Source organism: Spongiibacter sp. UBA1325 (assembly GCF_002306875.1).
In the GTDB taxonomy this organism is placed as follows: Bacteria; Pseudomonadota; Gammaproteobacteria; order Pseudomonadales; family Spongiibacteraceae; genus Spongiibacter; species Spongiibacter marinus.
In genome coordinates this window covers 631-26,590 of sequence record NZ_DBTD01000001.1, presented here as the reverse complement: position 1 = coordinate 26,590, position 25,960 = coordinate 631, and the positions used below count along the sequence as shown (strand labels likewise).

Genomic DNA, 25,960 nt, shown 5'->3' with positions numbered 1-25,960 from the left:
AGAAAGCCGAACGCAACGCAGAGAGCTATATGGCCCAAACCGCAGAAAAGCCCCAAGCTGAAAGCCGCCTAGAGCTACTGAATGAAGCTCTGGGCTCCGGCGCGTTTCTGCAAATTCGGCGTATGCTCAATGGCCTGCCGCCCGTCGATGCCGCCCACCTTATTGAGTCGACACCGCAAAAAGTGCGGGGCGTGCTGTGGCAACTTGTCGATACCGAAAATGAGGGTGACATTCTCCAGCACCTGAGCGACGAGGTGCAGAGTCAGTTCCTGCGGCACATGGATGCCGAGGAAGTCGCCGCGATCACCGAGGGTCTCGAAACCGACGATATCGCCGATATACTCCAGCAACTTCCGGACCGCGTGATTCGCGAAGTGCTGGAGTCGATGGACCATCAAGACCGGGTGCGTGTGGAGCACATACTGTCCTACGACGAGGACAGTGCCGGTGGTCTGATGAACACCGACACCATCACTGTAAGGCCGAACATCACCCTAGATGTCGCGCTGCGTTACCTGCGGCGGCACGAAGAGCTTCCCGCAATGACCGATAGCCTGCTGGTCGTTAACCGTAATGACCAGTTCATTGGCTCACTGTCGCTGCGGAAACTGCTGGTCTCGGACCCCAGCGTTACCGTTCGTGAAATCATGGACACCGAGGTTGAGCCCATTGTGGCGTCCATGCCTGCGCGCGATGTTGCCAACCTCTTCGAGCGGCGGGACTGGGTCAGTGCCCCCGTGGTCGACGACAATCAATTGCTCCTTGGCCGAATCACCATCGATGACGTCGTCGATGTTATCCGCGAAGAGTCCGACCACTCACTGATGAGTATGGCCGGTCTGGATGAAGACGAAGACACCTTTGCATCGGTAATGACCACCGCGCCGCGCCGCGCCATTTGGCTCGGCATCAATTTGTTAACGGCCTTTATTGCCTCCGGTGTTATCAACCTTTTCGAAGGCACCATTGAAAAAGTCGTCGCACTGGCCGTACTTATGCCCATTGTCGCGAGCATGGGCGGTGTCGCCGGCACACAAACCTTAACCGTGGTGATTCGCGGGATGGCCCTTGGCCATATCAGCCGCAATAACAGTCGCTGGCTGATCAATCGAGAGGTTCTGGTAGGACTCATGAACGGGCTGCTGTGGGCACTCATTGTCGCGCTGGCCGCCAGTTACTGGTTTAACGACCCCTTAATCGGCGCCATTATCGCCGCCGCCATGGTAATTAACCTGATCACCGCATCACTGGCCGGCGCCATTTTGCCGCTGGTAATGAAGGCGCTAAACATCGATCCCGCGTTAGCTGGCGGCGTTGTGTTAACCACGGTTACCGATGTTGTCGGCTTTATGTCCTTCCTTGGATTAGCCACGTATTTTTACGCTTGAGTTCCACTCAAGCCAAGCCGATAGAGCAACCGTTATTGTGACCGATATAGACGATCAAGAACGCCCGAGTAAAACCGCACTGAAGCGCGAAATGGAAGCCCTGCAAAAACTGGGCAGTCGCCTCGTGGGCTTAAGCAATGCCGACTTGGCCCGGGTTCCCATCGACGATCCCGACCTTGAGGAAGCCATCGCCACGGCGCGGCGGATTAAGAGCCGCGAGGGGCTTCGCCGGCAAATGCAGTACATCGGCAAACTGATGCGCCGCATTGATGCCAGCGGCATTGAAGCCGCCCTGCTTGAACAGGAGCAGGGGCAAAAAGCATTGGCGCGACGCTTTCACGAGCTAGAGGACTTGCGAGACGATATGCTGGCCACTGGCGTGAAGGGCGTCGACGCCGCACTACAACGTTTCCCCAATGCCGATCGACAGCGACTTCGCCAGTTACTCATGCAAGCTGGCAAAGAAAAAACGGCGAATAAGCCGCCCGCAGCAGCGCGCAAGCTCTTTCGCTACCTGCGCGAACTTCAGCAAATTGCCAACGAAGAAGAAAGCCAGGCGTAGAACTAGAATCGCCGGTGTTGCGACACTGGCATTTCTTGACGCAGCGCTCGCTGCGCCGCCATGTCGATGTCAGCTGTCGCAATACCGGCGCCAAAGCCGAGTTCGGCGAGTACGCGCCCCCAGCTGTCAATCACGCAGGAACCTCCAGATGTCTCTCGGCGCGCGCTGTGAACACCACCCTGATTTGCTGCAATAACCGCTACCTGATTTTCAATTGCACGCGCCCGCAGCAGTGGCAACCAATGCGCCAGCCCCGTGCGCCGCGTAAACGCCGCCGGTAACGCCAACAGTTCCATCCCGTCATCGAGCATCAGGCGAAACAACTCGGGAAAGCGCAGGTCGTAACAGACCGCTACGCCAAGCCGCCCCCAGGGGGTATCAATAACGCAGGGCCGCTCGCCGGGAGCGTAGCGTTCCGACTCCCGGTAGCGTTGCTGTGCATCGCCAACGTCGGCATCAAACAAATGTAACTTGCGATAATCGGCGACACACTCACCGCTGTCATTGAAGACCAGCGAGGCGGCATAACAACGACCATCCGCCGCAGGCAGTGGCAGCGTTCCCGCGACAATCCACATCCCCAAACGTTTAGCCTGCTCGGCCAGCCGCCCCCGTATCTCTGCGTGCTGCTCCCGGCAAGCCAATTCGGCCAGCGCTGAACCACTGTCAAAACAGGCAAAATTTTCTGGCAGCACCGCCAGCTGCACTCCCTGACGAGAGGCCTTCTCCAGATGCTCCAACGCGTCATTCAGGTTGACGCTCACCGCTGCGCCGGACACCATTTGCACCGCTGAGACACGAAGACTCACGGCGCAACCTGCGATGGCATCTCTTGCCCCTTCAACTCAGTGGGTGAGACGTCAAAAATCTTTTTGAAGGAGAGTTCAGGCTGTTGAACAGTGCCCCGAATGTCATACACCGCACTGGAGAAGCTATCGACTTGCTCTTCGAACACTTTGGTTACCACATACGCTCCCGCAGCCGCCGGCAAGCCGCCAACCAGCGCCGCGACCCAGGGCAGGTTACTGCCAACAGGCAAGGTGGCAACGAGTCGCATATCTAAGGCCTCCGACACGAGGTCAATATTACCGCTCATCTGAAAACGGCTCGACGGCCCGCTGACTTCCAGTGGCTGGGTTAGCACCAATCGCTGCTGACCAAAGCCCAGTTCACCGCGCATGTCGTCAAAATGTACGCCTTTGCGGAAGACATCTCGAAAATCAAATTTTAAGCGGCGCACAATATTGGTCATATTAAAAATACCCAACACGCGCAATGCGCCACTGGCCGCATCTGAGGTCTTTAAAAACCGACCATTCTTTAAGGCGAATTTCACTCTTCCCTGACTCGCGCTCATCGCCCATTGGTCCGGTGAGCCTGGCCAGCTCACATTGATATCAAAGCCGCCGGAGCGCGTCTCTAGAGAGCGCTCATAACCGAGCGAGCTGAGCACTTTCCCCATATCGCGAACCGCAAATTTACCCTTGAGCTGAGAGCCTCGGCGACCATTTTCCTGATACCACCAATGCAAGGCGTTTTGCCTGCTGGCGTCGCCCAGGTCGATGCCCAACACTTGCCCACGCAGGGCTAAGAAATGCGCGCCAAACAGGTCTGTGCGAAGGTCAAAACCGACACGGCCATAGTTTTTATCGCCAATACTGAGTGATTCAATATCGACATCCAAGGCCGGAAACGACCTCGGATCAATATCGCCCAAATGCTCGGTCGCGGAGCCACTGCTGGCAAGGCTTGGCAGTGCGAGACGCTCCAGCATCAACACATAGGGGTCACCCAGCTGCGATGGCAGGGCAATATTCCCTGCAACCTCGTCACTGTCGACACGCAGCGTCCAATCCCCGCCTTCCGACCGGGCACTGATATTTGCGGAATGCAGGATTCGCCCAAGGACTTCCAGTTCATCGACCTGCAAGCGATCGACAAACACCGGGATTCCCCCTCCCGCCGTGGCAACAGGTTGCAGAGACTGCCATTCTAAATAATTGTCGAGAGCCAGCTGCCACTGATCCATGGCAGCAAACGCCAGCCTCCCACCAATGCTCAACGCGCCCTCGCGCAACGGCGCTCGGTTGCCATCGCCCAGTGTCACGGAAATAGCGCCATCACGCTGGCGGTACTGCAAACGAAACAACTCAGAAAGCTCGACGCTGAGCGGTGCCCCTGAACCGGTAAAGGACTGATAAATTTTCAATGGCCGAGGCTCATCGGCGGCCTTGTATAGCGGCTGTGGCAATCGCACTTCCACTCCGCGCATCGCCGACTCGATTTCAATCCCAGGGCGTTTGCCACCCGCTTGCACATGCACATTTACATCTGTGCGCCCCTGCAAAAAACCGAGCGCAGGCTGCTGTAACCATGCGCGTACGGCGGCCATGTCCATTTTCCCGGACGCCTTCACATGGACGACGTCATCGCGCTGCTCTATGCGTCCTTGAATAGGCTCCCCCAACACCGACGCCCGCAAGCCGGAACTATTCAAACCGCTATCACTGCGATACTGAAGAGGGCCACGGACGTTATTCAAGGACAAATTAACATCCGGCAAGGTAAGCTCTGACAGTGCTAAATCCGCTTGCACCGCCACCTCTGCACGCGGCTCACCGACTAACGGCATTGTCAGCGCGAAGCTGCTATCCACCACACCTTCCATGCGCCAGTCATTTAACACTCCCCCCGTCATTGCCCCGAGGGGGCTGCGCTTAAACAGGTCCTGAACAGCCGTCGCTTGCACACTAGCTGCGGTATTCACCGTTAGTACCGGGCCATCATGATCATCCAGGCGCACATCAACCCGTGGCAGCTGCATGCCCACGAAATTTCCCGCATACGCCGTGGCCCACACCTGCCCGCCATCGAGGTAGACCTGCGCCTGCTCAGCGGCAACCTCGGGCCACTCATCGTGAAAGGCCAACGCCAACGCCCGCGTATCAAGCTTCAACTGCACCGTGCGCCCATCGTGGTCGCCACTGCGTAGCGACCCCCGGTATATAAATTCAGCCGTGGCTGCCCGACCCGCGCGAATACTTTGATCCAACCAGCGCCGCAAGCCGGCATCCAGCACCTCGGGAACATAGGCCTTCGCCGACGCCAGCGGTAATTGCTGCGCCGCTATTGCCAGGGTCATTAGCGGTGGCTCCGGGGCCTCTTCTGACAGCGGCAGATCTAAGCGCAGCATGGCTGTTAGCGGTGCGTCTCCATCTCGCGCCTGCAGCGGCGAGCTTCGCAGTACCAGCCGGTCATTGTTCAACTGCCAATGTACCTCGCCCCTCATATTGTCGAGCGTGAAGGCCTGGGGATATAAATTGGGAAACGCGAGGCTAAGCGCGTCGGTATCGATCACCGCGGTTCCGGTATTTTCATCAAGCTCCAGGTAGCCATTTACCCCCTCTGCACCCGGTGCCCCTTGCCAGGGCGCTAGCGCGACATTGGAAAGCTCACTTCGCAGCGAGAAGCTGGATGCTTCGCCGCGCTTAATATTCAAATGGAGGTTGTTAAGCCGCCCCGATGGTTGCAAGGTATCGAGGGTGTCCTGCAAGTCACGTTTCAGCACACCGCTGTCGCTCAGCAGCGCCGTACTTGCAGCCAAATCCAGCGCGGGCAGAGAAAATGTCCACGACACGGCGTCCTGATGGGTGAGCGACAGGCCCGCCAAATCCAACTGTTGGTCGCGCCACTTGGCCGAGAAATCGCTAAAGCCTATCTGCCAGAAGTCACCGCGGTGATGGCCGACAAACTCCATTGAGACATCGTGAAATTGTTCTGTCGACCCCCACAGAGCACCCGCCGCCAGGGTATCTGCCCGAATCGCCCCCTTTGCCACCATGCGGCGCCCCGCTTGCCAAGTCAGCCAAAGACGGCCGTCCACCGGGTTGTGAATAATCTGCTGATTGCGAAACAGGGGGGCGAGGGCTGAGAAGCGACTGTCATCAAGCGATACAAATGCCGACGCCCGGAAATCGCGATCGCGCGGGTCACCATAGGCTTCGGCAATTAGGCGGATCTCGCCGGTTTGATCCGCACTCAGGCTGGCATAGCTACGCCGAAAATGCCCATCGCTCGACCAACTGAAGTCGCGACTGCGCACCGAGGTTTTGCTGCCATCAGCAAACGTTAAGCTAACATCCAGGCTTTGCATACTCGCCCGACGCACCGCGAGTACAACATCGAGTAGGGTGTCTAGATTTGTCCCGCCACCGCCACCGGACATGCCGGGGATCGACCAGCGCCCGGCCTCATCTTGAAGTAAGTCGAGCTCAATGTGACCCACACGCAGTTGCTTAAGCCGTGGACCAACACCGAGCAAACTGCCAATTGGATCGAGCACCACTTTGGCTCGGTCCAGCTTGATGGCACCGCCGCCAATATCCAGGCTTTCCACGCGCAAGACCGGCGACAGCCCCGACCAACTTCCCGTCAGCGCCTCCGCCTGAAGTTCAATACCAAGCGCCGCCTCAAGTTCGTTAAAAATTTCCGCTTGGTAGCGCGACACCAAGCCGATGTATTGACGCCCCAAACTGGCGTAGAGCGCCAGTAGCACGAGTAGCAGCAGTGCTAAGCTCCAGACCAGAGCGTAGGCTCGTCGCAACAATCCCTGTAGCATCGCGATCAAGCCACTCGCGCTAAAACAGCGGATTTACAGCAGAACGACATCGAACTGTTCCTGGGTGTACATCGCCTCAACCTGAAAGCGAATACTGGCACCGATAAATTCTTCTAAATCGGCAACGCTGGCCGACTCCTCATCTAATAAGCGGTCGACCACCTCCTGCGAGGCCAGCACTAATAGGCTGTTGCTTTCGTAGGCTCGGGCTTCGCGCAGTATTTCTCGGAACACCTCGTAACACACCGTCTCCGGCGACTTCAATGAACCGCGGCCATGACAGTAATGGCAGGTTTCACACAGCACGTGTTCCAGGCTCTCGCGAGTACGCTTGCGCGTCATCTCAACCAGGCCCAGCTCAGAGACCCCGGTAATACTGGTCTTTGCGTAATCCTTCTCCATCGCCCGTTCTAGCGCGCGCAATACCTGCCGACGGTGCTCAGCATCTTTCATATCGATAAAGTCGATAATAATAATGCCGCCCAAATTGCGCAGGCGAAGCTGGCGAGCCAGCGCTGCCGCCGCTTCGAGGTTCGTTTTAAATATGGTTTCTTCCAGGTTGCGATGACCGACAAATGCCCCGGTATTAATGTCGATGGTGGTCATCGCCTCGGTCTGGTCGATAATCAGGTAACCCCCGGACTTCAATTCAACCTTGCGGCCAAGGGCGCGCTGAATCTCGTCTTCAACGCTGTACAGGTCGAAAATCGGCCGTTCACCGGGGTAGTACTCCAGCTTAGAGCGAATCTCTGGCAAATAGTCTTTGGCAAACTCATCGACACGCTGGAAACTCTCCCGGGAATCGATGCGGATTTTTTCCAACCCGGGATGCACCAAATCACGCATTGTCCGCATAAACAGCGGCAGGTCTTCATAGATTACTGAGGGTGCCGTATCACGCTTCATACGACGCTCTACCGCCAGCCATAGCCGACGCAAAAACGCGACATCCGCGCGCAGTTCATCCTCGCCCGCCCCTTCGGCAGCGGTGCGCAGAATGTAGCCATCCGTCAGTACTAAAGGCTCATCGTCATCACCGTCCCGCAGGATGTTCTCCATCAAATCTCGCAGGCGCTGCCGCTCGTCTTCATCGTCAATGCGGTGAGACACACCGAGGTGGGACGCCCCTGGCATATAAACCAAGTACCGCGACGACACCGACAAGCGGGTACTCAAACGCGCCCCTTTGGTTCCCATAGGATCCTTAGTGACTTGAACGGTGAGCTGCTGACCCTCGCGGATTTTGCTGCGAATATCCGCGTGCTCACCGCCCTCTTGCTCAAGGGCGACAATATCTGAGGCGTGAATAAAACTGGTTCGCTCCAGGCCCACTTCAACAAACGCCGCCTGCATGCCGGGTAGCACTCTTACGACCTTGCCTTGGTAGATATTTCCAACAATGCCTTTAGAGCGGGTACGTTCGATATAGACTTCCTGCAACACCCCGTTTTCAACGACCGCAACCCGCGTTTCAACCGGCGTTACGTTAATCAGTATTTCTTCGCTCATGGTTTCACTCTGCCAATGCTGTCGGGGGTTCTATACCCACCTCGCGCAGCGCTTTACGGGTCTCGTATAGCGGTAGCCCTACCACCCCACTGTAACTGCCATTGATACGCTGAACAAACTGTGCGGCACGCCCCTGTATAGCATAGCTGCCCGCTTTGTCATCGGCCTCTCCGCTGGCGAGATAATCATTGATATCGCGATTGCTCAAGGGGCCAAAAAATACCTCTGTTGCCACTAACTCAGCGTGCTGCACACCACCTTGCGACACCGCTATTGCGCTGAGCACTCGGTGACCGCGATCACATAAGGCGCGCAACATCTTCGCGGCCTCCGCGCGGTTGCCAGGTTTGCCGAGAATACGTCCGTCGAGGTCAATGGCAGTATCGGCAGCCAATACCACTGCCGAGGGGTATCGCTGCGCAATCACGTCGGCCTTTTCTTGCGCCATTCGCAACACGTAGTCATCGGGGCGCTCTCCGAGGCGAACGCTCTCATCGATGTCGGCAGGGCAAATCTTTGCCGACAACCCCAACTGCCCCAGCAGGTCAGCGCGCCGCGGTGACGCAGAAGCAAGGATCAAGGTCATATCAGTAGGCCACAAACACACGCTGCAACCACGACATCATCGGGCGCAGGAAAAACCAAAGTAAGGCGGTGGAGAATACCGGCAGAAAAACCAACCAATGCGTCTGAGAAACGCCGTTTAAATTTTGCGCCCACTGATCGACAAGAATGCGGAACAACTCCAGCAGGGCAATCAGCGCCGCCTGCTTTCGCAAACTGAACATCCGCAGCTGTTGGTAGGATATTTGAATGATATAGGCGACGACGGCCAGCGAAAACGCATTCTGCCCCAACACCGTGCCAAGCAGAATATCCTGGATTATGCCGCCCAACCAGCACAGGGCAATTCCAACGTTTTCGGGCATTGCGAGCAGCCAGTATATCAACACCAGCATCAACCAGTCCGGCCGCAGCCAAGCCAGGCCAGCCGAGAGCGGCGCAATGGTAAGTACCAGTGCCACCAGCAAACTCACCGCGACAAAAATCAGCCCCTGAGCGTGAGAGTCCATGGCTTACTCCACCGCAATTTTGTCGCTAAATACCAGCAACACATTGCGACTGCGGTCGAGCTCTGCCAAGGGGCGGGCATTAATTTCAGCAAAGGGTTTACCCGGGTCGATGGCAACTCTGGTGACTTCGCCCACAGGGTAGCCTGAGGGGAAGCGGTCACCGAGGCCCGAGCTCACCAGCAAGTCCCCCACCTGGATATCTGTTGTCGCGGCAACATGGGCAACACTTAGCTCGTCGATACGACCACTACCCTCGGCCACAGCGCGCAGACCATTGCGGCTGATTCGCACGGGAATAGCGTGGGCGCTGTCGGTAATCAGTAACACCCGACTGTGGTAGACGCCCACGTCGACAATCTGCCCCAGCAGGCCCTTGGCATCGATCACCGGCTGACCGACAAAGGCATTGTCGCGGCTACCCTTATCCACCACCAGCATATGCCGATTAGGGTCAGAGGCCACACCAACAACTTCGGCAACGACCACCGTATCTTTGACGCGCTCTGCCGAGTTCATCAGCTCGCGCAAGCGGACGTTTTCCGTACTGAGCTCGATATATTTCTGCAGTTTGGCGTTAAGAATCAGCGATTCGGCACGCAGGGCACGGTTTTCTTCAAGCAGGTCGCTGCGGCTACTAAACACGCCGCTAAACTGAGCACTCAAGCGAGAGGGCACGTCGGCCAGCCAGTAAAACGGCGCGGCAACAACAGAAAGCTGGGTGCGAAGGGGGGCCATAGACTCCAGGCGGGCACCCAGAAGGATCAGGGCAAGCGCGAGGCCGCCCAAAAAGACAAGTCGACCGCCCGATGAGGGCGGCTTGGAGAATACCGGTTTAATTGCCGCGTCCTCCCTCTGCTGAACGCACGGTTACACGAGCACGCCTGTGGCGCAACGCCACAAGAGCATGCTTATTCAGCAGACAATATATCCAGGTGGTGACGATCAACCATTTCCAGTGCCTTACCACCGCCACGCGCAACACACGACAATGGGTCCTCAGCGATAATTACCGGCAACGCACTTTCATCGGCAATCAGCTGATCGATACCCGTCAGCAAGGCGCCACCGCCCGTCAGTACGATGCCGGTTTCCGCGATATCGGCAGCCAGTTCTGGCGGAGATTGCTCCAAAGCGCGCTTCACGCCCTGGGTAATTACCTGAAGAGGCTCTTGCAACGCTTCGAGAATTTCATCGCTATTCAGGGTGAAGCGACGGGGAATCCCCTCGGCCAGGTTGCGGCCGCGCACGTCAATTTCCCGCAGTTCGCTGCCGGGGTAGGCACAACCAATTTCTTGCTTAATGCGCTCGGCGGTCGCTTCGCCGATCAGGCTACCGTAGGTGCGTCGCACATGCGTGACAATGGCTTCGTCGAAGCGGTCACCACCAACACGCACCGAGTCGGAATACACAACGCCATTCAGAGAGATAATCGCAATTTCAGTGGTACCACCACCAATATCAACCACCATCGAGCCTGACGCTTCTTCAACTCGCAAACCGGCACCAATCGCGGCGGCCATTGGCTCCTCAATCAACCGCACCTCGCGGGCACCCGCACTGAGTACCGATTCGCGAATCGCCCGGCGCTCTACCTGCGTACTCTTACAGGGAATACTTACCAATACGCGGGGGCTGGGGCGAATAAAGCTGTTTTGATGGACCAGTTTAATAAAGTGCTGCAGCATCTTTTCCGTCACCTGAAAGTCGGCGATAACACCGTCTTTCAGAGGGCGAATAGCGGTGATATTCCCCGGTGTTCTACCCAGCATGCGCTTGGCTTCAATCCCGACAGCCTCGACCGTTTTCTGGCCATTGTGCACACGGATCGCCACAACTGAAGGCTCGTCAAGCACGATACCCTGGCCGCGAACATAGATGAGAGTATTGGCCGTTCCCAAATCGATCGACAGATCATTGGAAAACATCCCGCGGATACGTTTTAACATTTGCGATTATCACCTTATACGATTCTGCGAAGACCGAGAATCGGGCTGGCAGGGCCGAAAACGCGGCGCAAAAGGCAGCACTGACCCCTAGATTAAAAACTTTGCCACTCTATCAACGCCGGGGATTCAGGGCAAGGCGCAAGTATGATAAGTTTACGGGCTTTTCCCAACCGCACTCCGCATCCGCTCTCGGCTTGCGAAGCGCGCGTTATCAGCGCAACACGCGCCACGAAGCCAACAGGGTGAACCATGAGTTTAGAACAGGGCGATATCGCCAAACTGGCAAGGCTGGCTCGAATTCGCATTAGCGAAGAAAGCAGCGAAGAGCTGCGCCAGCGAATCAGCGACATTCTCGGCATGATCGACACCATGCAGGCCGTCGACACTGACGCCGTAGATCCGATGGCCAACCCCCACGATGCAACACAGCGCCTGCGCGCAGACGTGGTCACCGAAGTTGACCAACGGGATGACTTTCAGCGCATCGCTCCCGCCACCGAAGACGGCCTCTACCTTGTTCCCAAGGTTATTGACTAGCCCCTAGCCGCAGCCCCTAATTTAAGAGTACTCGACACCATGCCCAGTCATACCGTTGCCGATCTTCTTCGTGGCCTCGCCGCCGGCGACTTTTCCAGCGAAGAAATCACCCAACAATACCTCGACGCCATTGCCGACCGCGACGGCCAAATCAACAGCTTTATTACCGTCACCCGCGAACAGGCCCTCGAACAGGCGCGCGCTGCCGACAACGCCAGGCAACGCGGCAACGCCGGAGCCTTGTGTGGATTGCCCATCGCCCACAAGGACATATTCTGCACCGAGGGCGTGCGCACCAGCTGCGCGTCGAAAATGCTCGACAATTTCATCGCGCCCTACAGCGCCACCGTGGTAAACAACATGGCCAGCGCCGGTGCCGTTATGCTCGGCAAAACAAACCTGGATGAGTTCGCCATGGGCTCGTCAAACGAAACCAGCTATTACGGCACTGTGCGCAACCCCTGGAACACCGATCGCGTCCCCGGCGGCTCCTCGGGCGGCAGTGCCGCAGCCATCGCGGCGGGCCTTGCTCCTGCGGCCACGGGCACCGACACCGGCGGTTCCATCCGCCAGCCAGCGGCGCTGTGCGGCCTTACCGGCCTGAAACCCACCTACGGACGAGTGTCGCGTTACGGCATGATCGCCTTCGCCTCCAGTCTCGACCAAGCGGGCCCGATGGCACGCAGCGCCGAGGATTGCGCCCTGTTACTGCAAAGTATGGCGGGCTTTGACGAGCGCGACAGCACCAGCATGGATGTTCACGTGGACGACTACGCCGGCGCTTTGGATCAGGATTTGCGCGGCCTGAAGATCGGCCTGCCCAAAGAGTATTTCAGCGCTGGTCTCGACCCCGCAATTGGCGACGCGGTGCATGCCGCACTGGAAGAGTACCGCAAAATGGGGGCGGAGACGGTTGAAATCAGCCTGCCCCACACCGAGCTGGCGGTACCGTGCTACTACGTCATTGCACCGGCCGAAGCGTCAACTAACTTGTCACGCTTTGACGGTGTGCGCTACGGCTACCGCTGCGAAAACCCCACAGACCTCGACGACCTCTACACCCGCAGCCGCGAAGAGGGCTTTGGCGAGGAAGTAAAACGGCGCATATTGGTGGGCACCTACGCCCTGTCGGCGGGCTTTTACGATGCCTACTATCGCAAGGCACAGCAGATTCGCCGCCTGATTAAGCAGGATTTCACCGACGCCTTTAAGCAGGTAGACATTATCGCCGGCCCGACAACACCGAACCCTGCCTTTGGCATCGGTGAAAAAGTAAGCGACCCCGTGACGATGTACCTGGAAGACATTTACACCATTGCCGTCAATCTGGCGGGGCTACCTGCCCTCTCCATGCCCGTGGGCTTTGCTGGCGAGTTGCCTGCCGGCATGCAGCTGATCGGCCGAGACTTCGACGAGGGCCGCCTGCTGGCCGCCGCTCACCAGTATCAACAGCGCAGTGACTGGCACCTGCGTACCGCCCCAGACTGCGCGTAAGGAGAAGCCCGGATGCAATGGGAAGTTGTTATCGGGCTGGAGGTTCACGTCCAGCTCACCACCAAATCAAAGATTTTTTCCGGTGCCAGCACTGCCTTTGGCGCGGCACCCAACAGCCAAGCCTGCGCGGTCGATCTGGCCCTGCCCGGCACCCTGCCCGTTCTCAATGAACAGGCCGTTAACGACGCGATTTTGTTCGGTTTAGCCATCGATGCCGATATTTGCCGCGATTCGGTATTTGAGCGCAAAAACTACTTTTATCCCGACCTGCCCAAAGGCTATCAAACCAGCCAGATGGACAAGCCGATTGTCGGCCACGGGGTGGTGGAAATTCGCCTGGAAGATGGCAGCACACGCAATATCCGTGTTCACCACGCCCACCTCGAAGAGGATGCAGGAAAATCTCTGCACGAAGACTTCCACGGCATGTCTGGCATCGATCTCAACCGCGCCGGCACACCGCTGATAGAAATCGTCTCTGAGCCCGACCTACGCAGCGCCGAGGAAGCGGTTGCTTACCTGCGCAAGATTCACTCCATCGTTACTTATCTGGGTATCTCTGACGGCGATATGTCGCAGGGCTCAATGCGCTGCGACGCCAATGTTTCAGTGCGCCTAAAAGGCGAGGAAGAATATGGCACCCGCGCAGAGATCAAGAACATCAACTCCTTCCGCTTTGTCGAGCGCGCCATCAAAGTAGAAGCGCAGCGCCAAATCGACTTGATTGAGGACGGTGGCAAAGTCGTGCAGGAAACCCGCCTCTACGACAGCGACAAAAACGAAACACGCTCCATGCGCAGCAAGGAAGAAGCCAACGACTACCGCTACTTCCCCTGCCCCGACCTGCTGCCGGTTCATATCGAGCAATCCTTAATAGATAGCCTGCAAAAACAAATGCCGGAGCTGCCAGACGCCAAACGCCAGCGTTTTGAAACGGAGTACGGTCTGTCGACCTACGACGCCAGCCTGCTAACCGCCGAGCGAAGCATTGCCGACTTCTTCGAAGCATGCAGCAAGGTCGCAGGCGACGCAAAACTCGCCGCCAACTGGGTCAACGGTGAACTGTCCGCTGCCCTGAATCGCGAAGGCAAAGCACTAAAAGACAGCCCGGTCAGCGCAGAGCAGCTCGGCGGCCTGATAGTGCGCATACGCGACAACAGCATCTCTGGCAAAATCGCCAAGCAAGTATTCGAGGCGCTGTGGAACGGCGACGGCCAGAGCGCCGACGAGGTAATAGAAGCCAAGGGTTTGAAGCAGGTGTCTGATACCGGCGCACTAGAGGCAATGGTAGATGAGGTTATTGCCGCTAACCCCGCTCAAGTCGAGCAATACCGCGCCGCCGACGACGGCAAGCGCAAAAAGCTTATCGGCTTCTTTGTCGGGCAAATAATGAAGGCCTCCAAGGGGCAAGCGAACCCGGGAATGGTCAATCAACTTTTGAGCAAAAAACTTAGCGATTAACACCGCCGCAAGGCACAACGGGATAAACAATGAAGAAAGACAAAGAAAAAGTATTAGATGAAGTATGGACTGAGGACCGCGTGCGCGAGTTTCTCAACGTTGAAGCCAAAGCTGGCGTGGATGCAGACTTTCACCGCCTACTCAAAGCCTACCAGAGCATGCGCGCCGACGACTTTGAATTATTCATCGGTATGTTTTTGGAAGCCGGCGGCAATATCAACGCGGTAGATAGCGCGCAGCGTAGCGTACTAAGCTATGCCAAAGAACACCGCAACAGCGATGACTACATTGCGGCGCTGGAGAAGCACGGCGCCAGCCTGTAACGGCCGCGCAGCGCCATCAAACACTGCGACCGCGCGTTAGCCGGTCGCGGTTTTCCTGTTTTTTCCTCTCGCTTTTACGCAGCAACACATAAACCGCCCCTGCTCCGCCATGCTGTGGCTGTGCACTACAAAAAGCCTGTACATCGTCGATTTGCGGCAACCAATGGGCAACGTGTGACTTCAACAGAGCGACACCGCTGTGATTTCCCCGGCCATGCACGATAATTAAACTGCGCAAATCCATCGACATCGCATCGCGAATGAACTCAAAGACCTGCTGGCGCGCACGCGCCACCGACATTTTATGTAAATCCAGGCGTGCTTCCGCCTCATAGCGGGCCTGCTTGAGCTTGCGATAGACACCGTGCTGCACACCCTCGCGCCGGAAGTCCACCATATAATAGGGGTCTAGCAGTGGCACATCGTTGTCGGCCAAAAAATTCTTCACGCCCGGCTTGGCTTGCGCCGCCTCTCGGCGGGCAGCAAACGACGGGGCATCGACGGCCGCTTTTTTGAGCGCCACCCGCGCCGGCTTTTGCAGGGGTTTTACCCCCGCCATTTCTTCAGCAAATAGCTTGTCGTCGTCGCTCATTATTCAACCTCACCCTCATGCCTCTTCGCGGCGAACTGAGGTATTATCCCGGGATGACTACCGATACCGCAAACGCCGGGGCATGCCCTCTGTGCGAGGGAGAAAATCAATGCGCCATTGCAAAGGGGGAAGCGCCCCAGCAGTGCTGGTGCATGTCGGCAACACTTGACCCAGGTGCACTGCAACGTGCGGCAGCACTACCCGGTGAGCGCCGCTGCATATGCGCTGCCTGCGGGGCAATCAAACACGCCCAGGGTGATGCTGGCTAATAGTCTGCCTGCAACGCCTCATAGCGTTTACATGCCGCCGTTTCTTCGCCGCCATCTAAGGCCTCACAACTCTGCTTGGCCATAGAGCGCAAGCAAGCGACGGCGGGGCCGTGCAGAGGGTGACTGCGCGCCGCCGCGTCAGTAAATGGCTCTTTCATGCTATCGCACATCTGCATCAACTGCTGATCGACCAACGCGCGCATATCTGCACTAAGCTCCACACCGGCCATGCTCTGACGCGCGCACTGGCGAGCTTTTTCACACATTGCCATGGCCGCATCACTGAGCTCGTCGGCGCGGCCATTCGCGCCGCACGCAACCGCCAAGGCCAGGATCGCTATTGTTTTACGCATTAGCTTTCCTCCGCCACAACACGCACTTTGAGTTTACTGGTTCCGATACGCTCAACAACGCGCGCGTGGACCACCTCCGGCCCGGGAATCACATCGACTAAACTCAGCGCATCACCTTTTTGGTAGGTATTCGCGGTGCTACTCACCACAATTTCATCGCCCGGTGACAAACTGGCCAGCATTTTTACCTTGATCGGCTGACCCGCGTGCGCCGCGCCAAGCAGTGCCATCAGCAGCACCATTACCCAAACTTTCATAATTTCCTCCTGACAGCCGTTGATTATTCTTCCCTGTCATTTAACGGGGAGTCTGCGCCCAGCGCAATAAGCAACTGTGCCGACTCGGCGCAATGCTTTGCAAGCTCGGATATCGGGCTTACCATAGCCTTTTTCATTGCAAGGATTTGCACTATGCCCCCTGCATTACTCAGCGGCCCACAGTATCTCCATCGCGGTTTTCAGCTGTTGCGCCTGCCCGGCATTCGCCTGTTTGTATTACTGCCGCTGCTCATCAACGTCGCGATTTTCGCTGCACTTAGCTATTTAACCATGTCCCGCTTCTCTCAGTGGATCGGCCAGTTAATTGGCTGGCTACCCGACTGGCTGGGCTTTTTGGAGTGGTTGCTGTGGCCCCTCGCCGTGATTCTTCTGCTGGCCATTGTGATGTATTTTTTCAGCACCATCGCCAATCTTATTGCCGCCCCTTTTAACGGGCTATTGGCTGAAAAACTCGAAGAACACCTCTGCGGGGAAGAGGTGGCAGGCCGCGAAACCATTGCCCAAGCGCTAGCGAGCTTTCCGCGCAGTATCGGTCGTGAATGCCGCAAACTTCTCTACTATGCGGGCTTCGCCATCCTCACCCTAATAGCCAGTTTTATTATTTCGCCCCTGGCCCCGCTGCTTTGGTTCGCAATGAATGCCTGGATGATGGCCATTGAATATTGCGACTATCCAATGGACAACCACCGGCTCAGCTTTTCAGAAGCCCGTCGTCGGGTAGCCAGCCAACGCGGCACCAGCTTTAGCTTCGGCGCGTTGGTTATGCTGGGCACAATGATCCCCATCGTAAACTTAATCATTATGCCCGCCGCGGTATGCGGGGGCACGCTGATGTGGGTGGAAAGGCTGAAGGAAGGGGGAAATAAGCGCGCCTAGCGCGCTTATTTCAGCAGCTCTGCTGGCGGCTGCTCACAGGGCAGTTTCATGGCAAGCTCTGCTTCGATATCGGGCAGCAGGAAGGCGTCGTCTTCACAGGCAAAGCTGATCGACGTTCCCGTCGCGCCTGCGCGACCAGTGCGACCGATACGGTGCACATAATCGTCGGGCTCTTCAGGCAGGGTGTAATTCACCACGTGGCTAATACCCTTCACGTGAATACCCCGCCCCGCAACATCGGTGGCCACTAGGCAGTTAATCTCACCGTCTTTGAATTGTTGCAGTGTTCTGGAGCGCTTGTTCTGAGGGATTTCACCGGAAAGAATACCGCAGCGAATCCCCGCTTTGCGCAGTCGCTCGTGTAAGCGACGTGTTTCATCACGCCTATTCGCAAAGATAATGACGCTGTTCACGTCATCTTGCCTAACAATATTCAGCAGCAATTTGAACTTGTCGTGTGACTCAACGAGATACACTTTTTGGTCGACGGTATCCGTCGCCACCGACTCCGGCTCTATTTCAATTTTTACCGGATCTTCCGTCCACTGCTCAGTGAGGCGAATAATATCCTCAGTAAATGTGGCGCTGAACAGCAGGGTTTGTCGGTGGGTCTTTTTCGGGGTCAGACGCACAATGCGCTTCACCTGGGGGATAAAGCCCATATCCAGCATGCGGTCGGCTTCATCAATAACCAGCACTTCCACCTGATCCAGATACAAATCGCGACGACCCGAGAAGTCCAACAGCCGGCCCGGCGTTGCGACCACGATATCGACGAGATCACTATTGAGCCGCTCAAGCTGCTTTTGGTAGTCCATGCCGCCGATCAGCGTCACCACATTCAAACCGCAATGGGCACCCAGCTGGCGGGCATCTTCACCAATTTGCACAACCAATTCGCGGGTAGGGGCAATAACCAGCGCGCGGGGCTCACCGGCAAAACGCTCTTCTTCCACGGGGTTGTTGAGCAGATCGTTAAAAATAGTGATCAAAAACGCCGCGGTTTTACCGGTTCCGGTTTGCGCCTTACCGATAACATCGTTGCCGCGCAACGTGTGTGGCAGCGAAGCGGCTTGGATTGGGGAGCAGTACTGAAATCCGGCATCGGCAATACCGTGCATGAGGCGAACATCCAGCCCCAGGTCATGAAAGCGCGTTTTGCCCTCTGCTTCGGGTACGGCAAACTGCTCAATACGCCATTCTGGCTGGGGCTTTTTAGGGCGTTTTTGCCGTGGCTTATGCTGCGAGCGCCCGGTCGCTTTATTGCCGGGCTTGCTTTCTGAACCCGCTTTTTCCTGCTTGTCGGTTTCTGCAGTCTGGGGTGCGGGCGAGGATGAAAATAACTTTCTTAACAAAATGATCTCTTCTTTTACTGTGACTCTGTGCAATATTCGACCATTCTAGCACCAAACACCCGCACTAAGGTTAATAAAGTCAGCTTAGCGCGAGGGCTTGGGGTCGTCTGAGCTGGCGTCCTGAACTGCTTGGTCACCCACGTCAGCATCGGAGGCCTGGGGCTTCGGGTCGGGCATTGACTCCTCAGCGACCGGGGATGGATTTTTTGTCGAGACGCTCGGTTCGGGTTCGGGTTCGGGTTCGGGTTCGGGTTCGGGTTGCAAATTTTGCGACGCTCGCTGCAGGTGATAGCGAGCAATCGCCGCCCGACACTGCCGGTCAAGATAAAAATCCAGACTCAGCCAGCGCCCAGCGCCGCTGAACAATAGCGCCAGCAGCATAATGAAGTAGGTCGCGGCAAATTCGATACCATTGTTCAGGACGACAAAATTTCCCTTCGCGGTAAGCCAGGGGTAGTTGCCATGCTCCTGGAGAATGGCGCTAGCACGCTCGAGTCGGCGCCCCACCTCTACACTGTTTTCCAAACTCTCCCGCGCGGCTGGTAGCCCAATATCGGCTAGCGGCTTGGCGGCGCTATTCAAAGGGTCACTGGGCGCGATCGCAAACCAGCCATTTGGCCAATGCACAGTGACCGCAGCCACGGCCATGGTAATTAACAGCGGAATACACGCCCAGCGCAAAGCAAAACCAAAAAGCAGGCAAAAGCCGCCAATCAGCTCGGTATATGCCGCCAGTTGCGCCATCAGCATTGGCTCAGGCAACCCCAGGCTGTGCTCAAACCACTGCGCCGTTGCATCCAAATGATAGACCTTGCTGAGCCCGGCAGCGATCATCACCGGCGCCAGATACAAACGCATCATCAGCGGTGAGATAAACGCCAAGCGCTTGAGCAGCGCCACCACGCCGTCGTGAAAAAAATAATAGGCTCGCAATACGTGCACCATCGGCAATCCCTCTTTGTTATTAATGTTGTCGTGCCGGTTTATGGACGCACTATGCCATTATCGACCAGCGCTGCAAACCGGGCAGCCGGGGTCACGCCCAAGCCGCAACTGGCGAATATCCATGGTAAGTGCGTCGATAATCATCAAGCGGCCGCAAAGTGTGCCCGGCAAGGCAAGCAGGCACTTAATTGTTTCAATCGCCTGCATGCTGCCCACCATACCGACCAGGGGAGACAACACGCCACTGTCGGCGCAGCGCAAATCATCGCCGCCTTCGTGATACAGGCAGCGATAGCAGGGGCTATCGGCCTGACGAAAATCATAAACGCTAAGCTGCCCTTCAGCGCGAATGGCCGCGCCGGAAACAAGCGGCACACCGGCGCGATAGCAGGCCTGGTTCACCGCAAACCGTGTCGCCAAATTGTCGCAGGCATCCACAACAATATCGACAGAACTCACCGCCACGTCGAGCGCTTCACCCTCGAGTCGCTGCGCATATTCGTGCACCGAGACATCCGGGTTCAGCTCGGCAACGCGCTGCGCCGCCGAGGCCACTTTATGACGACCGATATCAGCAGTGGTATGCGCAATCTGACGCTGCAAATTACTGAGCTCAACGGTATCGCCATCGGCAAGGTTCAGCTCGCCCACACCTGCAGCGGCCAGGTACATCGCCACAGGAGAGCCCAGACCACCCACGCCGACAACCAGTACGCGACTGGAGAGCAGTGTTTGCTGCCCCGCCACATCGATTTCTGGCAATAAGATATGCCGGCTATAGCGCAATAATTGCTGATCGCTTAACTCTTTCATAACTTGGCCTGCACCACCTTTTGCCCCACGGTCATACGCTCGTTGCCGCCGTAATCGCGGTGCGTTTCCACACTGACAAAGCCCGCCGAAACAAACAATGTCCGCACCGCTGATGCTTGCTGATAACCGTGCTCCACCAGCAAATAGCCATTGTCAGCCAGATAGGGCATCGACGAGCCAACAATGTGTCGCAGATCAGCCAAGCCACTCTCGGGCGATACCAGCGCGGAGGCGGGTTCAAATCGCACATCGCCCTGGTCCAGGTGAGGATCTTGAGCATCGATATATGGGGGGTTGCTAATAATCAGATGAAACGGCTCGCTCGCGTCCAATGCCGTAAACCAATCCGACACCGCGACACGAACATTATCCAACCCCAGTGCATGGCGGTTTTGTTCAGCGAGCGCCGCCGCCTCGGGGGAGCGATCCAGCGCCCAACACTGCCAGCGAGGCCACTCACTGGCCAGCGCCAAGGCCAATGCCCCCGTACCGGTTCCAAGGTCGAGCAGGCGACCCGCCTCATTATTCTGGCAAAGACTCAGCGCCAGCTCGACCAAACACTCCGTATCCGGGCGCGGAATCAATGTATGCGCATTGACCTGCAAAGGCTGAGACCAAAATTCCCGATACCCCAGGATATGCGCTACCGGCTCCCCCGTGCGGCGGCGCTCAAGAAGCGCGCAAAACTGCGCCTGCTGCGCTGGCTCTAATAGCCGCTCGGGCCAGGTATAGAGGTAACTGCGGGGCCGGTCGAGCACATGGCAAAGGAGCAGCGAGACATCGAGCCCCGCCGTATCACTCACTGACTCAAGCTGGTGCTGGCACGCCAACGCATCGGCGATACTCATTGCACCCGGCGCCACCATTGCCTTACTCAGCCATTGCCGCGAGCAAGTCTGCCTGATGCTCTTGGCGCAGAGGACCGACGATTTGATCGACGTCGCCCTGCATAAATTCATCAAGCTTATACAGCGTTAAGTTAATGCGGTGGTCGGTCACCCTTCCCTGCGGGAAATTGTAAGTGCGGATACGCTCCGAGCGATCACCGCTGCCGACGAGATTACGCCGCTGATCCGCCTGCGCTTGTTGGTGCTCACTGTTGCGCACATCGTTGATACGGGCCGCCAACAGCGACATCGCCCGCGCCCGGTTTTTATGCTGGGAGCGCTCATCCTGGCACTCAACCACAATGCCGCTGGGGATATGCGTAATACGCACGGCGGAATCGGTCTTGTTGACGTGCTGACCACCCGCACCACTGGCGCGGAAGGTATCGATGCGCAAATCGCCTTTATTGATCTCTACTTCTTCGGCCGCTTCCGGCTCAGGCATCACGGCAACGGTACAGGCCGAGGTATGAATACGGCCCTGTGACTCAGTTTCTGGCACGCGTTGAACCCGGTGAGCCCCGGACTCAAACTTTAAATGGCCATAGACATCCTGCCCCGCAACACGGCTAATAATTTCCTTGTAGCCGCCATGCTCGCCGGGACGCTCATTGAGCACCTCAATCTTCCAGCCCTTGGACTCGGCGAATCGCGAATACATTCGGAACAAATCGCCGGCAAAAATCGCCGCCTCGTCACCGCCGGTACCGGCGCGAATCTCTAAAAACACGTTGTGGGAGTCATTGGGATCGCGCGGCAACAGCAGGGTCTGCAGCTCCGTCTCCAGCGTTTCAAGCTGCTGCTCGCCGTCGGCAATTTCTTCCTCGGCCATCGCCCGCATGTCGGCATCGTCTTCCTCTAGCATCAATCGCGCTTCGTCCAAGTCATCACACACTTGGCGATACCGCGCGTAGCTGGCCACTACCGGCTCAATTTCTGCATATTCCTGCGAGAGGCCACGAAACCGGTTTTGGTCGGCGATAATATCGGCATCGCTAAGCAGCGCGCCGATCTCCTCGTACCGATCAAGCAGGTTTTCCAGTTTGCTGCGAATAGACGCCTTCATAAAATCTCGCTTGGCTACATATAGAAAAGTAAACGTGGTGATGCAAAAGTCGCGGAGGGTACCGCGCTAGTTTTCACGGTCCTGGTCGCGCAGCTGGAGCAGCTCGCGGGCCCAGTCGACCAGATCGTTACGCCCCTTGGCGCCGGCTTCTTTTATCTGCGTGGTGGGGCTGTGAATCAGTTTATTTGTCAGCCCCCGCGCCAGTTGTTCAAGCACCACGGCAGCATCCTCACCCTTGGCCAACTGCCGACGCGCGCGTTCCAGCTCGGCATCGCGCAGCCCCTCAGCCTTGGCGCGGAAGTCTTTGACGGTAGCGACGGCACCGCGCGACCGCAGACGTGCCTGCCACTCTTCAATGGCCGCAACAATTAACTGATCCGCCTTGCGCGCCTCAGACTCGCGCGCGCGCTTATTTTCGTCAACGATCTCACGAAGGTCGTCGACGGTATACAAATACACATCATCAAGTTCGGCAACCTGGGGCTCAATATCCCGGGGAACCGCAATATCCACCATCACCATTGGCCGGTGTTTGCGCTTCTTCAGAGCCACCTCAACGGCGCCTTTACCAAGAATCGGCAACTGGCTGGCAGTGGATGCCACGAGAATATCAGCATCGCGCAAGTACGCTGGAATGTCAGACAGCATTACCGCCTCTGCCTGGAACTCCTCGCCCAGCTGTCGCGCGCGCTCCAGGGTGCGGTTGGCAATGATGATGCGCTTCACCCCCTTTTCCCGCAGGTGACGAGCCACCAGCTCGATCGTCTCGCCTGCGCCAATCAGCAAAGCCGTACACTTGGATAATTTACTGAAAACATGCTGAGTGAGTGACACAGCGGCATAGGCTACCGACACCGGGTTCTCGCCAATGGCAGTGTCGGTGCGCACCTGCTTGGCAACGCTAAACACCTGTGAAAACAGCTGATGCATGCCCGAGGCTGCGGTACCCGCCTCGGCTGCCAGCGCATAGGCTGACTTCATCTGCCCCAGGATTTGCGGTTCACCCAGGACCATAGAATCCAGGCCGGCGGCGACTTCCATCATGTGTTGAAGCGCCTGGCTATCGCGACTGATATAGCAGCAGTCATCCAAATGGCTGCGCTCGACATGGTGAAAACGCGACAGCCAGTCGAGCATCTTTGCGTCGTCAACCGCATCGCCTTGACCGCCCAACGCGTATATTTCAGTGCGATTGCAGGTAGACAGAATGGCAAGCTCCTCACCCAAGCCACAGGCCAGGGCGTCCTGCAGTGCCAAGTGAATTTGCTCAGGCACGAACGCCACGCGCTCTCTTACCGAAAGCGGGGCGGAATTATGATTGATGCCAACAAGGAGCAATTTCATTCAGTTGGGAAGCCGAGTCAGGAGCGCAAAACTGACGCGGATTCTATCAAGTTGGCGTTCAAATGTGGATTTTATTACCAAAACAAGCCGCGATTTCTCTGCCAGCCGGTGATCATTCCTGCTCGCAGCGGTCATAGAAGGCACGCGTCGCCCAACTGGCGATAGAAATAAGGTAGGATTATTCCAGCCATTACACCGCGACGACAACGCGGCGCCATCGCAACAGGACAACAATGTCACAACGCTTACACTACACCCTCATTGGCCTATTCCTCTTGGCCTCTGGCTGCGCCCTGACACCGGCAGACCACAAGCCGGAGAAAGCCGTCGCCGCCGAAAACAAGAGCGCGCCCCTCAGAGCCCTGCCAGAAGACAGCGTTTACGACCTGCTGCTCGCCGAATTGTCGCTGCGCAACCACGACCTCAATACCGCCCTGGGCAACTATCGCCGACAGGCAGATCGCACCGGCGACCTTGAGCTGATTGCCAGCACGGCGCGGCTCGCCGACTATATGGAGCAACACAACGTCGCCGCGGTTTACGCGCAGCGCTGGCTAAAACGCGACGCCGACGCCAGCGAGGCCCACTATATACTGGCCGGCGCGCTATCCCGCCTGGGCGACCCGCTCAGCGGCCTCCCCCATATGATCCGCGTGCTCGAACTCGGCGATGAAACCAACTTCGCAGCAATGGCTGCCACGGCACTTGGCCGCCCCGATGCTGAAAAAAATGCCTTTTTCGAGGCCCTGCAAACTGTCCAAAGCCAACACCCCAGCGACAACAGCCTGCGTATTGCCCTGGCGCTTATGCTGCAATACCGCCAGCGCGAGGAAGACGCATTAGAACTTGTGCGCCTGGCATTGGATGAAGAGCCGACCAATCCCCACGCCCTGCTCATTGAAACGCGCACCCTGAGCCAGCTCGGGCGCGACGACGAAGCGATAGAACGACTCAAATACGCCGTAGACCAAAACCCGAGACACAAGCGCCTGCGCCATGACCTGTGCCGCAAGCTGGTTAAAGTCGATGTCTATCAAGCCAAGGCGCACTATGAAGTACTGGCCCGGCAATACCCACAGGATCACGATATCTTGCTGGAGTTGATGCTGATAAACCGCGAGCTCAGCAATACTGAAGAAGCCGAGCAACAACTGGAAAGCCTGAGCGCCAATCCGCAGCAACGCAGTCGGGCGCACTATGTACTTGGCCGCCTCGCCGAAGAAGAGCGCGACTGGAGCGACGCCCTGCAACACTACCAGCAGGCGACCCGCTTACCCGAATTCAATGAGGCCAGCCGGCGGGTAGCCAGTATCAGCCTATCGACAGAGGGCCGCGAGCAGGCCCTGTCGCGCCTAGCCGACTGGCGCGAATCACTACCGGAACACGCTGAATTCATTTATTTGCTGGAAGCCGAAATTCTGCGCAAGGCCGATTTAGACGAGCGTGGCTTTTCACTGCTGACTCAGGGCTTACAAACACTGCCGGACAGCACCGAATTGCGCTATGCGCGGTCACTATTTTCTGAGCGCTTGGGCAACCTACCCGCCGTGGAAAAGGACCTGCGCTACATTATCGACCGCGACCCAAACAACAGCGCGGCCCTCAATGCGCTGGGCTACACGCTGGCCAACCGCAGCGCACGACTGGATGAGGCCCAGCGCTTAATCGAACGCGCGCTTAAGCTATCGCCCGACGACCCCGCCATATTGGATAGCTACGGCTGGGTGTTGCTCCTTAAAGGTAAGACCGAGGCTGCGCTCAGCTACCTTGAGCGCGCCTTTGCCCAAAGTCAGGATCACGAAATTGCCGCCCACCTCGGTGAAGCCTACTGGTTACTCGGCAGAGAGGATGCCGCCCGCGCGGCTTGGCAGAAAGGCCTGCAAGACACACCGAACAGCCCCATTATCTACGACACTTTACAGCGACTGAAACTCCTCGATGAATAGACACATCCGCCTGACCAGTATTGTCGCTGCGGCCGTGCTCACAGCCTGTAGCAACCTGCCCCCGGCCACCCCCGGAGAGCAGCACTGGCATATGCAAGGCCGAATCGGCCTGTGGCAAGGCAGCCAGCAAGAGAGCAGCCAAATCACCTGGCTACAATGCGGCGACCATTACGCCAAAATACGCCTGACCGGCCCGCTAGGTGTCGGCGGCGCCGAAATCATCAGCGACCCCTCAGGCGCCCAGCTCACTTATAAAGGCGACGTTCGCCGAGCCGCCAGCGCCGAAGCGCTTGCCGCCGATATCGGCTGGCCCGTTCCCGTTTCT

26 protein-coding genes are annotated in these 25,960 nt (G+C 57.4%); 10 read left to right on the top strand and 16 right to left on the bottom strand.

Annotated elements, in window-relative coordinates; all coding sequences use genetic code 11:
- The first annotated feature begins 29 nt into the window (after window positions 1-29).
- Both mgtE and yjgA read left to right on the top strand, forming a co-directional pair.
- Window positions 30-1,388 (top strand): magnesium transporter, encoded by a 1,359-nt coding sequence (gene mgtE, locus B3K78_RS00130; RefSeq protein WP_027874574.1) that lies wholly within the window; start codon window positions 30-32, stop codon window positions 1,386-1,388.
- Between the two features lie 37 nt (window positions 1,389-1,425).
- Window positions 1,426-1,950 carry a ribosome biogenesis factor YjgA gene (gene yjgA, locus B3K78_RS00125; protein ID WP_286693845.1) on the top strand — a complete coding sequence of 175 codons (525 nt, stop codon included), beginning with the start codon at window positions 1,426-1,428 and terminating at the stop codon, window positions 1,948-1,950.
- 2 nt (window positions 1,951-1,952) lie between these two features.
- Here the strand turns inward: yjgA and B3K78_RS00120 are convergent, their stop codons facing one another.
- From B3K78_RS00120 to B3K78_RS00090, 7 genes are all read right to left on the bottom strand, one after another.
- Window positions 1,953-2,759 (bottom strand): carbon-nitrogen hydrolase family protein, encoded by an 807-nt coding sequence (locus B3K78_RS00120; RefSeq protein WP_286693844.1) that lies wholly within the window; start codon window positions 2,757-2,759, stop codon window positions 1,953-1,955.
- Complete coding sequence (locus tag B3K78_RS00115) at window positions 2,756-6,568, bottom strand: YhdP family protein (RefSeq protein WP_286693843.1); 3,813 nt, start codon at window positions 6,566-6,568, stop codon at window positions 2,756-2,758. The genes B3K78_RS00120 and B3K78_RS00115 overlap by 4 nt, the downstream gene beginning before the upstream one ends.
- Before the next feature lie 33 nt (window positions 6,569-6,601).
- On the bottom strand, window positions 6,602-8,077 hold the full coding sequence (rng, locus tag B3K78_RS00110) for a ribonuclease G (protein WP_204997270.1): 1,476 nt from the start codon (window positions 8,075-8,077) through the stop codon (window positions 6,602-6,604).
- Window positions 8,078-8,081: 4 nt separating this feature from the next.
- The gene (locus B3K78_RS00105) at window positions 8,082-8,663 is read right to left on the bottom strand and encodes a Maf family protein (protein ID WP_286693842.1); all 582 of its coding nucleotides are present in this window, start codon (window positions 8,661-8,663) and stop codon (window positions 8,082-8,084) included.
- 1 nt (window position 8,664) lies between these two features.
- Window positions 8,665-9,150 carry a rod shape-determining protein MreD gene (mreD, locus tag B3K78_RS00100; RefSeq protein ID WP_204997268.1) on the bottom strand — a complete coding sequence of 162 codons (486 nt, stop codon included), beginning with the start codon at window positions 9,148-9,150 and terminating at the stop codon, window positions 8,665-8,667.
- A 3-nt stretch (window positions 9,151-9,153) separates the two neighbouring features.
- The gene (mreC, locus tag B3K78_RS00095) at window positions 9,154-9,987 is read right to left on the bottom strand and encodes a rod shape-determining protein MreC (RefSeq protein WP_204997318.1); all 834 of its coding nucleotides are present in this window, start codon (window positions 9,985-9,987) and stop codon (window positions 9,154-9,156) included.
- 71 nt (window positions 9,988-10,058) lie between these two features.
- Window positions 10,059-11,096 carry a rod shape-determining protein gene (locus tag B3K78_RS00090; RefSeq protein ID WP_027874581.1) on the bottom strand — a complete coding sequence of 346 codons (1,038 nt, stop codon included), beginning with the start codon at window positions 11,094-11,096 and terminating at the stop codon, window positions 10,059-10,061.
- A 249-nt stretch (window positions 11,097-11,345) separates the two neighbouring features.
- On the opposite strand from B3K78_RS00090, the gene gatC reads away from it, so the two are divergent.
- From gatC to B3K78_RS00070, 4 genes are read left to right on the top strand one after another with little or no spacing between them, the layout of a single operon-like run.
- Window positions 11,346-11,633, top strand: a complete 288-nt coding sequence (gene gatC / locus B3K78_RS00085) for an Asp-tRNA(Asn)/Glu-tRNA(Gln) amidotransferase subunit GatC (RefSeq protein ID WP_286693841.1) — start codon at window positions 11,346-11,348, stop codon at window positions 11,631-11,633.
- 39 nt (window positions 11,634-11,672) lie between these two features.
- Entirely contained in the window at window positions 11,673-13,127 is a 1,455-nt protein-coding gene (gene gatA, locus B3K78_RS00080; protein ID WP_286693840.1) for an Asp-tRNA(Asn)/Glu-tRNA(Gln) amidotransferase subunit GatA, read from the top strand.
- Between the two features lie 12 nt (window positions 13,128-13,139).
- Window positions 13,140-14,588 (top strand): Asp-tRNA(Asn)/Glu-tRNA(Gln) amidotransferase subunit GatB, encoded by a 1,449-nt coding sequence (gene gatB / locus B3K78_RS00075; protein ID WP_286693839.1) that lies wholly within the window; start codon window positions 13,140-13,142, stop codon window positions 14,586-14,588.
- Between the two features lie 29 nt (window positions 14,589-14,617).
- The gene (locus tag B3K78_RS00070; protein WP_204997264.1) at window positions 14,618-14,911 is read left to right on the top strand and encodes a PA4642 family protein; all 294 of its coding nucleotides are present in this window, start codon (window positions 14,618-14,620) and stop codon (window positions 14,909-14,911) included.
- Between the two features lie 16 nt (window positions 14,912-14,927).
- On the opposite strand, the gene smrA is transcribed toward B3K78_RS00070, so the two are convergent.
- Window positions 14,928-15,503 carry a DNA endonuclease SmrA gene (smrA, locus tag B3K78_RS00065; RefSeq protein WP_204997263.1) on the bottom strand — a complete coding sequence of 192 codons (576 nt, stop codon included), beginning with the start codon at window positions 15,501-15,503 and terminating at the stop codon, window positions 14,928-14,930.
- Between the two features lie 17 nt (window positions 15,504-15,520).
- On the opposite strand from smrA, the gene B3K78_RS16850 reads away from it, so the two are divergent.
- Entirely contained in the window at window positions 15,521-15,772 is a 252-nt protein-coding gene (locus B3K78_RS16850; RefSeq protein WP_414711273.1) for a cysteine-rich CWC family protein, read from the top strand.
- On the opposite strand, the gene B3K78_RS00060 is transcribed toward B3K78_RS16850, so the two are convergent.
- Both B3K78_RS00060 and B3K78_RS00055 read right to left on the bottom strand, forming a co-directional pair.
- Window positions 15,769-16,125: a hypothetical protein gene (locus B3K78_RS00060; RefSeq protein ID WP_286693838.1), complete on the bottom strand. Its 357-nt coding sequence runs from the start codon at window positions 16,123-16,125 to the stop codon at window positions 15,769-15,771. The two genes, B3K78_RS16850 and B3K78_RS00060, sit on opposite strands and share 4 nt — an antisense overlap.
- Window positions 16,125-16,382 carry a hypothetical protein gene (locus B3K78_RS00055; protein WP_286693837.1) on the bottom strand — a complete coding sequence of 86 codons (258 nt, stop codon included), beginning with the start codon at window positions 16,380-16,382 and terminating at the stop codon, window positions 16,125-16,127. Before B3K78_RS00055 ends, B3K78_RS00060 begins: the two co-directional genes overlap by 1 nt.
- A gap of 153 nt (window positions 16,383-16,535) precedes the next feature.
- Between B3K78_RS00055 and cysZ the strand changes: the two genes are divergently transcribed.
- Window positions 16,536-17,279: a sulfate transporter CysZ gene (cysZ, locus tag B3K78_RS00050; RefSeq protein WP_204997259.1), complete on the top strand. Its 744-nt coding sequence runs from the start codon at window positions 16,536-16,538 to the stop codon at window positions 17,277-17,279.
- Window positions 17,280-17,284: 5 nt separating this feature from the next.
- On the opposite strand, the gene rhlB is transcribed toward cysZ, so the two are convergent.
- The 6 genes from rhlB to hemA form a co-directional block, all read right to left on the bottom strand.
- Window positions 17,285-18,472 (bottom strand): ATP-dependent RNA helicase RhlB, encoded by a 1,188-nt coding sequence (rhlB, locus tag B3K78_RS00045; protein WP_286693908.1) that lies wholly within the window; start codon window positions 18,470-18,472, stop codon window positions 17,285-17,287.
- Window positions 18,473-18,718: 246 nt separating this feature from the next.
- Window positions 18,719-19,579, bottom strand: a complete 861-nt coding sequence (locus tag B3K78_RS00040) for an HvfX family Cu-binding RiPP maturation protein (RefSeq protein ID WP_286693836.1) — start codon at window positions 19,577-19,579, stop codon at window positions 18,719-18,721.
- 57 nt (window positions 19,580-19,636) lie between these two features.
- Window positions 19,637-20,392, bottom strand: a complete 756-nt coding sequence (locus tag B3K78_RS00035) for a HesA/MoeB/ThiF family protein (protein WP_286693835.1) — start codon at window positions 20,390-20,392, stop codon at window positions 19,637-19,639.
- The gene (prmC, locus tag B3K78_RS00030; protein ID WP_286693834.1) at window positions 20,389-21,240 is read right to left on the bottom strand and encodes a peptide chain release factor N(5)-glutamine methyltransferase; all 852 of its coding nucleotides are present in this window, start codon (window positions 21,238-21,240) and stop codon (window positions 20,389-20,391) included. Before prmC ends, B3K78_RS00035 begins: the two co-directional genes overlap by 4 nt.
- Window positions 21,241-21,262: 22 nt before the next feature.
- A complete protein-coding gene (prfA, locus tag B3K78_RS00025; RefSeq protein ID WP_286693833.1) occupies window positions 21,263-22,345 on the bottom strand; it encodes a peptide chain release factor 1 in 1,083 nt (360 codons plus the stop codon).
- A 66-nt stretch (window positions 22,346-22,411) separates the two neighbouring features.
- The gene (gene hemA / locus B3K78_RS00020; protein WP_286693832.1) at window positions 22,412-23,689 is read right to left on the bottom strand and encodes a glutamyl-tRNA reductase; all 1,278 of its coding nucleotides are present in this window, start codon (window positions 23,687-23,689) and stop codon (window positions 22,412-22,414) included.
- 233 nt (window positions 23,690-23,922) lie between these two features.
- Between hemA and B3K78_RS00015 the strand changes: the two genes are divergently transcribed.
- Window positions 23,923-25,635, top strand: a complete 1,713-nt coding sequence (locus tag B3K78_RS00015; RefSeq protein WP_286693831.1) for a tetratricopeptide repeat protein — start codon at window positions 23,923-23,925, stop codon at window positions 25,633-25,635.
- A partial coding sequence (locus tag B3K78_RS00010; protein WP_286693830.1) for a lipoprotein insertase outer membrane protein LolB occupies window positions 25,628-25,960 on the top strand: 333 nt, incomplete at its 3' end. The genes B3K78_RS00015 and B3K78_RS00010, both read left to right, overlap by 8 nt.